Annotated in this window: 10 protein-coding genes and 1 tRNA gene; 5 read left to right on the forward strand and 6 right to left on the reverse strand. The window is 73.5% G+C overall.

Annotated features, from left to right (window positions below; translation table 11 throughout):
• Positions 1-42: 42 nt before the first annotated feature.
• Both FHP29_RS00915 and FHP29_RS00920 read right to left on the reverse strand, forming a co-directional pair.
• The gene (locus tag FHP29_RS00915; protein ID WP_240044223.1) at positions 43-837 is read right to left on the reverse strand and encodes an SGNH/GDSL hydrolase family protein; all 795 of its coding nucleotides are present in this window, start codon (positions 835-837) and stop codon (positions 43-45) included.
• A gap of 28 nt (positions 838-865) precedes the next feature.
• Positions 866-2,233, reverse strand: a complete 1,368-nt coding sequence (locus FHP29_RS00920; RefSeq protein WP_139621000.1) for a UDP-glucose dehydrogenase family protein — start codon at positions 2,231-2,233, stop codon at positions 866-868.
• Between the two features lie 122 nt (positions 2,234-2,355).
• On the opposite strand from FHP29_RS00920, the gene FHP29_RS00925 reads away from it, so the two are divergent.
• On the forward strand, positions 2,356-3,474 hold the full coding sequence (locus tag FHP29_RS00925) for a glycosyltransferase family 4 protein (protein ID WP_139621001.1): 1,119 nt from the start codon (positions 2,356-2,358) through the stop codon (positions 3,472-3,474).
• A 12-nt stretch (positions 3,475-3,486) separates the two neighbouring features.
• On the opposite strand, the gene FHP29_RS00930 is transcribed toward FHP29_RS00925, so the two are convergent.
• Positions 3,487-4,206: a lysophospholipid acyltransferase family protein gene (locus FHP29_RS00930; RefSeq protein WP_158296436.1), complete on the reverse strand. Its 720-nt coding sequence runs from the start codon at positions 4,204-4,206 to the stop codon at positions 3,487-3,489.
• A gap of 67 nt (positions 4,207-4,273) precedes the next feature.
• Between FHP29_RS00930 and FHP29_RS00935 the strand changes: the two genes are divergently transcribed.
• Entirely contained in the window at positions 4,274-4,765 is a 492-nt protein-coding gene (locus FHP29_RS00935; RefSeq protein ID WP_139621003.1) for an FBP domain-containing protein, read from the forward strand.
• Positions 4,766-4,790: 25 nt separating this feature from the next.
• On the opposite strand, the gene FHP29_RS00940 is transcribed toward FHP29_RS00935, so the two are convergent.
• Positions 4,791-5,426, reverse strand: coding sequence for a DUF2461 domain-containing protein (locus FHP29_RS00940; protein WP_139621004.1), 636 nt, complete (start codon positions 5,424-5,426; stop codon positions 4,791-4,793).
• A 44-nt stretch (positions 5,427-5,470) separates the two neighbouring features.
• Here FHP29_RS00940 and FHP29_RS00945 point away from each other — a divergent pair, with 44 nt between their 5' ends.
• Positions 5,471-6,265 carry a PIG-L deacetylase family protein gene (locus FHP29_RS00945; RefSeq protein WP_139621005.1) on the forward strand — a complete coding sequence of 265 codons (795 nt, stop codon included), beginning with the start codon at positions 5,471-5,473 and terminating at the stop codon, positions 6,263-6,265.
• Positions 6,266-6,642: 377 nt separating this feature from the next.
• On the opposite strand, the gene FHP29_RS00950 is transcribed toward FHP29_RS00945, so the two are convergent.
• Both FHP29_RS00950 and FHP29_RS00955 read right to left on the reverse strand, forming a co-directional pair.
• A tRNA-Gly gene (locus FHP29_RS00950) sits at positions 6,643-6,715 on the reverse strand.
• A 31-nt stretch (positions 6,716-6,746) separates the two neighbouring features.
• Entirely contained in the window at positions 6,747-7,529 is a 783-nt protein-coding gene (locus FHP29_RS00955) for an SGNH/GDSL hydrolase family protein (protein WP_139621006.1), read from the reverse strand.
• A gap of 65 nt (positions 7,530-7,594) precedes the next feature.
• Here FHP29_RS00955 and dcd point away from each other — a divergent pair, with 65 nt between their 5' ends.
• Positions 7,595-8,170 (forward strand): dCTP deaminase, encoded by a 576-nt coding sequence (gene dcd, locus FHP29_RS00960; RefSeq protein WP_139621007.1) that lies wholly within the window; start codon positions 7,595-7,597, stop codon positions 8,168-8,170.
• A 100-nt stretch (positions 8,171-8,270) separates the two neighbouring features.
• Entirely contained in the window at positions 8,271-9,248 is a 978-nt protein-coding gene (locus tag FHP29_RS00965) for a siderophore-interacting protein (RefSeq protein ID WP_240044224.1), read from the forward strand.
• Positions 9,249-9,397: the final 149 nt, after the last annotated feature.

Raw genomic sequence — 9,397 nt, forward strand, 5'->3', positions numbered from 1 at the left:
TTCAGTCAGGCTCGCCGCTACCAACGTCCTGGCCGGGTACACCTAGGACCCCGCGGCGACCGGGGCGAAGTGCCCCGCCGGCACGGTCTCGGCGTGCCCCAGCGCGGCCAGCACGCTGGGGAGCAGCGCCTTGGCGGTACGCCGGTAGCCGGCCCCCGACGGATGGAAGCGGTCGATCGCGAACATCTCGTCGGGCTGCGCGACGAAGAACGGACCGACGACCTGGGCCAGCGCGACGGCCCGGGCACCGAGCTCGGTCGCCACCGCGCGCTGCTCCTCGGCGAGCTGGCGGGACACGCGTCCGGCCAGCGCGCGGAGGGGTTGCGGGACCGAGGCGAGCGCGGACAGATCGGGACAGGTCCCGACGACCACCTCGCAGCCCACCGCGCGCAGCGCCTCGATCGCCTCGGCGAGATGCTCCGCCGAGGTGGCGGGCCGGACCCGATGGGTGACGTCGTTGCCGCCGACGACGATGACGGCGACGTCGGGCCGGTAGCCGGCGGGCAGGCCGGCCAGCTGCGAGCGCAGCATCGAGCTCTCGGCGCCGACGACGGCCGCCGTGTGCAGCCGCACCGCACGCTGGGTCTGCCGGGCCAGGCGCCTCGCGAGCTGGGCGCCGAGGGTCTGGCGCGGCGTCTCGGCACCGAGGCCGGCCGCGATCGAGTCGCCGAGGACGAGCAGGTCGACGCGGTCGCCGTACTTCTTCTTGTAGGTGCGGTCGGCACGGTGCGCCTCCTCCCCCAGCGCCTTGCCGATCGTGCGCCGGGCGAGGCCGGCCTGGAGGCGCAGCACCTGGCGGGCGGCGACGACGGCGCCGAGCGCCGCGGCCAGCGCCACCAGACGAGTGACCGTTCGAGCGGGCACGTCAGCCGGCGGGGTCGGCGACCAGCGCCCGGGCGGGGGCGCCGCGACGCGGGCGGCCGACGGAGTGGACGGTCCAGCCGGCCGCGGCCCAGCGGCCGGAATCGATCCGGTTCCTCCCGTCGATGATCACGGGCCAGCGCACCAGGCGGGCCGCCCACCGCGGGTCCATCGCGGCGAACTCCGGCCACTCGGTGAGGTGGAGGACGAGCTCGGCCCCGCGCAGCGCGGTCTCCAGGCTGGCGACATAGGTGAGCTCGGGTGCGACGGCACGGGCGTTGAGGGAGGCCTCGGGATCGTAGACGCGGACCTCGGCGCCGGCCCGGTGCACGCGACGCGCGATGTCGAGCGCCGGGGAGTCCCTGACGTCGTCGGAGCGCGGCTTGAAGGCCGCGCCCAGGACGGCGACCCGGGCGCCCGCTCCGGGGCAGAGCTCGAGGGCGAGGTCCGCGACCCGGCTCCGGGCGCGGGCGTTGGCCTCGTCGACCGCGTGCAGCAGGGCCGGCGCCGAGGACGCTCCGAGCGCGGCCGCCCGGGCGGCCAGGGCGCGGATGTCCTTCGGCAGGCACCCGCCCCCGAAGCCGATGCCTGCGTCGAGGAAGCTCCGGCCGATCCGCGGGTCGTCGCCGAGGATGTCCGCGAGCGCGACCACGTCGGCGCCGGCCCGCTCGCTGATCTCGGCCATCGCGTTGACGAAGGAGACCTTGGTGGCGAGGAACCCGTTGGCCGCGGACTTGGCCAGCTCGGCGGTCGCGAGGTCGGTGACGTGGACCGGCACGCCGGCCGCGATCGGCCGCTCGTAGAGCAGGCGCAGGGTGAGCTCGGCGGACGGCGAGTCCACGCCGAACACCAGGCGGTCGGGGTGGAGCGTGTCCTGCACGCCGTGGCCCTCGCGCAGGAACTCCGGGTTCCAGGCGACGTTCGCGGAGATCCGCGGCGGCACGATCCGCCCGAGCTCGGCGGCCATCGCGGCCGCCGTACCGACGGGGACGGTGGACTTGCCCACCACCAGGCAGTCCCGGGTCAGGTGGCGACCGAGGTCGCGGACCGCGGCCCACAGCCCCGCCAGGTCGGCCTCGGGGCCTGCCGCGGACTGGGGCGTGCCGACGCACAGGAAGTGCACGTCGGCGTGCTCGGCGGCCACCCGGATGGCGGTCGTGAAGCGCAGCCGCCCGGAGGCGGTGTGCCGGCGGAGCAGGTCGTCGAGCCCCGGCTCGGAGAAGGGCGCCTCGCCCGCGGCGAGCCGGGCGATCTTGTCGCGGTCGCGGTCCACCCCGACCACGCGGAAGCCGAGCTCCGCGAGACACGCAGCGTGGGTCGCACCGAGATAGCCGGTGCCGATGACGCTGATCGTCGGTGTCGTGAGGTTCATGGCTCCAGGGCAGCGTGCGTTCCTGAAGTCCGGCCCGCGGGTGGGCGGATGTCGGGTGACGGTGCGGTGACATTCGCATGCCGGTCACCGCCCATTCAGGGCGATGGCCGAACGTGGGAGCCATGAAGGTGGCGATCGTGACCGAGTCCTTCCTCCCCCTCGTCAACGGCGTGGTCAACTCGGTGCGCCAGGTCGTGGACCGCCTGCTCGACAGCGGTCACGAGCCCCTCGTGATCGCTCCCGGGCCCGGGCCGGAGGTCTATCGCGGCGTACGGGTCGTGCGGGTGCGCTCGGTCGCCGTGCCGCGCTACCCGTCCTTCCCGCTCGGCCTGCCGGACCGCCAGGTCGAGGACGTGCTGGCGCGGTTCGCGCCCGACGTGGTGCATCTGGCCTCGCCGATCGTGCTCGGCTGGACCGGCCTGCGCGCCGCGCGCCGGCGCGACCTGCCCACGGTCGCCGTCTACCAGACCGACATCCCGGGCTACCTGCGCCAGTACGGCCTGCCCGGCGAGGCCGCGTGCGCGCGCTGGGTCGCCCGCCTGCACCGGCGAGCCACGCGCACACTGGTGCCGTCGCGGGCGGCGTACGACCAGCTCGACGGACTGGGCGTCGGCGGACTCCACCTCTGGGGCCGGGGCGTGGACCTGGGCCTCTTCGACCCGGGCGCGCGGAGCGCGGAGCTGCGCCGACGGTGGGAGGCGGACGGCGCCACGGTCGTCGGGTACGTCGGCCGCCTGGCCGCGGAGAAGCAGGTACGCCGCCTCGCCGACCTGGCCGACGTGCCCGGCATCCGGCTGGTGGTGGTCGGCGACGGCCCGGAGGCGCCGTACCTGCGCCAGCGCCTGCCGGACGCGACGTTCACCGGGATGCTGACCGGGCCGGACCTGGCCGCGGCGTTCGCCTCGCTCGACGTGTTCGTGCACACCGGTCTGAACGAGACCTTCTGCCAGACGATCCAGGAGGCGCAGGCCAGCGGTGTCGCGGTCGTCGCGCCGGCGATCGGCGGACCGCTCGACCTCGTGGAGCACGGCCGCACCGGCCTGTTGTACGACGCCCACGACCCGGCCGCGCTGCGGACCGCCGTTGAGGGGCTGGCCACGGACGGATCCCTGCGCGCCGCGCTCGCGGCGAACGGGCTCTCCCGGGTCGCCGACCGGTCCTGGGCCCGGGTCGTCGATGAGCTGGTGGAGCGCCACTACCGCGGCGCGATCGCCGACCACGCGGGCCGGCTGGCGGCCTGATGCGCCGTGGCGTCAGTGCCGGCGGCGGCGCCGCACGATCAACGCGCCGAGGCCCAGCGCTGCGGCGGTGGCCGCGACCGCCCCGGGCCGCTCGCGCCAGCGCGCGTACTCCTCGGTGACCTGCGGCCAGGCCTCGTTGATCGCCGCGGCGGCGTCCTCGGGAGTCGCCTGCAGCCCCTCGACCGGGACCGGCGTGCCGAAGACCAGGCGCACTCTGCGCGGCAGCGGCCAGCGCCGCTTCTCCGTGCCGGTGATCGTCGCCGGGACGATCGGGGCGCCCGCCTCGATGGCCAACCGGGCGGCGCCGCGCTTCGGCACGCCGAGACCCTCCTCGCGCACCCGCGTGCCCTCGGGGAACAGCGCGAGCGCGTCGCCGCGGCGCAGGATCGCGCGGGACGTCTCGAGCGCCTCCGCGTCCGACTCCCCGCGCCGCACGGGGAAGGCCCCGAGCCGCAGGAAGATCGGCGCCATCGGGCCGTCGAAGTGCTCCGCCTTGCCCATGAAGTGCACCGGCCGGCGGAGCACGATCGCGACGAAGAAGGGGTCCCAGAAGCTCTTGTGGTTGGGCACGATGACGACCGGCCCCTCCTTCGGGACGTTCTCCTTGCCGGTCGCCGTGAACCCGCACAGCACGCGGAAGACCAGGCCCGCCAGGAGCTTCACGATCCGGTAGAGCGGACCGCTCACCCCCTTCTCGCGGGCGATGCGGTGAGCTTCCTCGTTGGTCGTCATCCGCCCATCCTGACGCAGGCGGGGCGTGGCCGATGACAGGTGGCGCGCGTCCGTAGTCTGGGTCGACATGAGCCCTCTGTCCGAGAGCGAGATCCGCGCGTCCTTCGTCAACTGCTCCAAGGGCGAGGCGAAGCGGCTCAACGTGCCGCGCTCCCTGGCCGAGCAGCCGTGGGAGGACCTGGACTTCCTCGGCTGGCGCGACCCGCAGTCGCGGGTGCGCGGGTACGTCGTGGCGCAGGTCGACGGGTCGCCGTACGGCATCGTGCTCCGGGCGACCGACGGCAGCGCCGGCGTACCGCGCAAGAACCTGTGCGCGCTGTGCCTGACCCCGCACGGCGCCGGCGGCGTGGTGCTGATGGTGGCGCCGCGGTCGGGGAAGGCCGGGCAGAACGGCGACTCGGTCGGCACCTACATCTGCGCCGACCTGCAGTGCTCGCTCTACGTGCGCGGCAAGCGGATCAGCGATCAGGGCCGGCTGCCGGAGTCGCTCCCCCTCGAGCAGCAGGTCGAGCGGCTGACGACGAACCTCGAGGCGTTCCTGCGCCGGGTCCGCGGCTGACCTTCGGTGGATCCGAGCTCAACCGTCACTCGGCGATCGCGTCGCCCAGCCAGGTCACGAGCGGGCGCAGCCGGCGCCAGTCCTCGCGCACCCGGTCGAGCAGCTCGGCGGTGTGCACGAACGGCTCGAAGCCATAGGAGCGCATGCCGAGGACGGTCTTCATCTTGAGCAGCTCGATGCGCGGATGCTCCTTGTCGTAGCCGCGCGGCACGGTCTTGAGCCGCTCGCCGGCGAGCTCGAAGCCACCGCGCTCGAGGTCGCGCAGGATCCGCTGCACCACCTTGCCGGTCTTCTCCTCGGCCATCGCCTCCCGCAGCCGGGCGAGGTGCGGGCCGGACGCCTCGTAGACGCCTCCGCCGACCCGCACGCCGGGCGCGGCCACCTCGACGTACCAGCCCGTCGCGGGCCCCACCCCGACGAACGCACCCTGGTGGGTCTTGTAGGGCGTCTTGTCCTTGGCGAAGCGGACGTCGCGGTAGGGACGGAACACCTTCGCCGCCCCGAACTCCTGGGCCAGCGCGTCGGTCAGCGCGACCATCGGCGCCTTGACGCTCTCGTTGTAGACCCCCTTGTGGGCCTCCCAGAAGGACTTGGTGTTGTCCATCTCCAGGTCGTCGTAGAAGTCGAGAGCCGCGACGGGGAAGCCGTGGAAGTCCGCCATGGCAGAAGGCTATGCGGCGAGGCCTCGCACGCCGATACTGCGGTATGGCCCGCACCCGCACCCTGGCCTGCGTCTTCGCGCATCCCGACGACGATGCGTACGGCGCGGCCGGCAGCGTTGCGCTGCACGCCGACGACCCGGACTTCCGGTTCGTCCTCGTCCACGCGACGACCGGCGAGCTCGGCGACATCCGTGCGGGATTCCCGGCCACCCGGGAGACGCTCGGCGAGATCCGTCGCGGCGAGGACGAGGCCGCGTGGCGGGCGCTGGGCCGCGTGCCGGACCGCCACGAGTGGCTCGGCCTCCCGGACGGTGGCGTGGCGGACGTCCCCTTCCCCGACGTCGTCGCCGCGGTGGCCCGGATCCTCGAGGAGGAGGAGCCGACGGTCGTGGTGACCTTCGGCCCGGACGGGATCTCCGGGCACCCGGACCACATCTCGATCGGTGCGGCGACCGACGCGGCGTTCGAGCAGCTCCGCACGCGCAGGGGCGGCGGCTTCCGGCGGCTGGCGCACGGCGCTGTCCCGCAGTCGGTCTTCGAGCGCTGGAACCGTCAACGCGCCGAGCTCGGGCTGTTCACCTTCGACCCCGAGCTGACCTACCACATGCGCGGCGTACCGGACGAGCAGATCGCGATCACCGTCGACTGCGCAGCCGTCACGCACCGCATCGTCGCCGGCCTGCGCGAGCATCGCAGCCAGCTGCACGTCATGTCCGACGACCCGACCGACACCGAGCAGTGGCAGCGGCGGGGCCGCCGGGAGTGGTACGCCGTCGCGTGGCCCGAGCGCGAGCCCGGGGCGCCGATGCTGACCGACCTGTTCGAGGGCTTGGACTGAGGGCGTCGGTGGTCCGACGCGCTCACGCCCGTGGCGGCGTGGCGGGGCTTGCCGCCACGCCGAGACGAGGCCTACGCGAGGCAACCGCGTGCGCGGCATCGGTGGCGGCGGGCCAGGGCTTGCCGCCATGCCAAGGCGAGAGGCACCCAACTCGACCGCGTGCGCGGGCGCCATCAGCATCGAACCGGCTTGCCGCCAGACCAAGGCGGGGCCTACGCGAGGCAACCGCGTGCGCGGCAGCGTGGCGCCGCCGGCGCCGTTGCCGCGCTCGCGTCGGATGCGAGCGCAGGGAGCGAGGAACGAGCGACCGGAGCGAGTGTCCGGCGTGAGGGGGGCGAGGCGTCGATCAGCGGCGACGCGCTCGCGCCATCAATCCGAGCGGATGACGAGGTTCGAACTCGCGACATTCAGCTTGGGAAGCTGACGCTCTACCAACTGAGCTACATCCGCACTGCCCGGTCGGGACCGAGCGATGAGGATGCTACCCGATGGGCTGGAAGGTCGGTCGCTTCGGCTCCACCCCGTCGCCCGAGGAGCGTCCGGTGACCCGGCGCTGCACCCACGGGGCGAGGTGGGTGCGGGCCCAGGCGAGGTCGGCGGCCCGCTGCTCGCGTGGGCTCAGGGTGGGTACGGCGGCGGGTGGGATCGGCTGCAGGTCGTGGGGGACGCCGAGGGCGTCGAGGGTGGCGATGGCGATCATCTGGTGGCCGACGGCGTTGAGGTGGAGGCGGTCCTCGTCCATCACCTCGGCGACCTTCCAGCCGCGCATCCGCCACATGTCGACGACGGTCGCGCCGTGCCGCTCGGCGATCTCGCGCACCCACTCGTTGAAGATGGCGGTGCGGCCGCGGATCACCTTGATCACCGGGTTGAGGCCCGGGTCGGCGATGGTGAACATGACGACGTGGGCGCCGCTGGAGGCGAGCCGGCCGATCGCGTCGTCGTACGTCGCGGCGAGGGCGTCGAGGTCGACCTTGGGGCGGAGCACGTCGTTGCCGCCGCCGTGGATGCTGACCAGGTCGGGGCCGAGCGCGATCGCGGCGTCGACCTGCTCGTCGATGATCGCGGGCAGCTTTCGACCGCGGATGGCGAGGTTGGCGTAGCCGAGGTCGGTCCCCTCGGCGGCTGCCTTGACGGCGAGCGCCTCCGCGGTCCGGTCCGCCCATCCGCGCAGGCCGTTGGGGCGCGCCGGGTCGGGGTCGCCGACCCCTTCGGTGAACGAGTCGCCCAGGGCGACGTACTTGGTGAAGGTCCTCTCGGTCACCGCTCCATTGTGCGCCCGTGATCGGGCCCACAGCGCGCCGGGCCCGGGCGGGTAGGGTGCCGCTCGTGCTGCTCAGCGACCGCGACATCACCCGTGAGCTCGACGCCGGACGGATCGCCCTCGAACCGTACGACTCGGCGATGCTGCAGCCGTCGTCGATCGACGTGCGCCTGGATCGGTTCTTCCGGGTCTTCGACAACCACAAGTACCCCTCGATCGACCCGGCTGCCGACCAGTCCGACCTCACCCGGGTCGTGGAGCCGGAGGGCGACGAGCCGTTCATCCTGCATCCCGGCGAGTTCGTCCTCGGGTCGACGTACGAGGTGGTGACGCTGCCCGACGACATCGCGGCGCGGGTGGAGGGGAAGTCGTCGCTGGGCCGGCTCGGGCTGCTCACGCACGCGACCGCGGGCTTCGTCGATCCTGGGTTCTCGGGGCACGTCACGCTCGAGCTGGCCAACGTGGCGACCCTGCCGATCAAGCTCTACCCGGGCATGAAGATCGGGCAGTTCTGCTTCTTCCGGCTCTCGTCGCCCAGCGAGCACCCGTACGGCTCGGAGAAGTACGGCTCGCGCTACCAGGGCCAGCGCGGCCCGACCCCGTCGCGCTCGTTCCAGAACTTCCACCGCACGAGCATCTGACCGGTCAGGGACTTCCTGCGCTTGTCGTGGGTTGCCACCCAGGACGAGCGCAGGTTCACCGGCCGACCGGCGATTCATGTAGTTAGGTTAGCCTGACCTCATGACCGTCGAGCAGAACGAGTACGTCGCCACCCTGCCCATGCTCCTCACCGAGCTCGAGGTGCTGAGCGCCGAGCGGGTGTCGCCGTCGTACGTCCGGATCGTGCTCGGCGGGGAGGCGCTCGCCGAGCTCGGCCCGGACGGGCCGGCGTACGACCAGCGGATCAAGCTGATCTTCCCCAACGCCGCGGGGGCGCTGCCGTCGTTCGCGGACGCCGACGAGTCGATCTGGCGGACCTGGACCCAGATCCCCGAGGCGGAGCGTGGGGCGATGCGGACCTACACGATCCGCGACGTCCTCGGCGAGGGCGTGGACACCCGCCTGGTCGTCGACATCGTCGTCCACGAGGGCGAGGACGGCCACGCGCCCGACGGCCCCGGCAACCGGTGGGCGCTGCAGGCCGCGCCCGGGCAGCGCCTGGTCACCCTGGCGCCCCGCAAGGGCCACGAGTTCGGCGGGATCGAGTGGTCGCCGGGCGGCGCGAGCCGACTGCTGCTGGTGGGCGACGAGACCGCCGTGCCCGCGATCCGCGGCGTGCTGCGGGACCTGCCTGCCGACGCCGTCGGGGCTGCGATCGTGGAGGTGCCGGTCGACGGCGACATCCAGGACCTCGTGGCACCCCCGGGCGTGAGCCTGACCTGGCTGCCACGCAACGGCGGTCGGCGCGGCGAGGAGCTGCACGCCGCCGTGCTGGCGCACCTGACCGGGGCATCCCCGGCCGAGCCGATCGTGGTCACCGAGGACGAGATCGACCCCGACCTGTGGGAGACCCCGGTGCACTCGTCCTCCGGCGAGGAGGTCGCCGAGGCCACCACGGTGCCCACCGACACGCCGTACGCCGGCCTCTACGCCTGGATCGCCGGCGAGTCGAAGGTCGTGACCGGCCTGCGGCGCAAGCTGGTCAACGACCTCGGCCTCGACCGCGGCCAGGTCGCCTTCATGGGCTACTGGCGCGAGGGCGTCTCCATGCGCAGCTGACCGTCGTCGACCCGGCGCAACCTGACCCCCGAAACGTCACGACCCGGCGCACCCTGACCCCCGAAACGTCACGACCCGGCGCATCCTCACCTCGCGCGAGGTCAGGAAGCGCCGGGTCGACGCGATATCAGGGTCAGGACGCGCCGGGT

It is taken from the genome of Nocardioides albidus (genome assembly GCF_006335005.1).
Lineage (GTDB): Bacteria > Actinomycetota > Actinomycetes > Propionibacteriales > Nocardioidaceae > Nocardioides > Nocardioides albidus.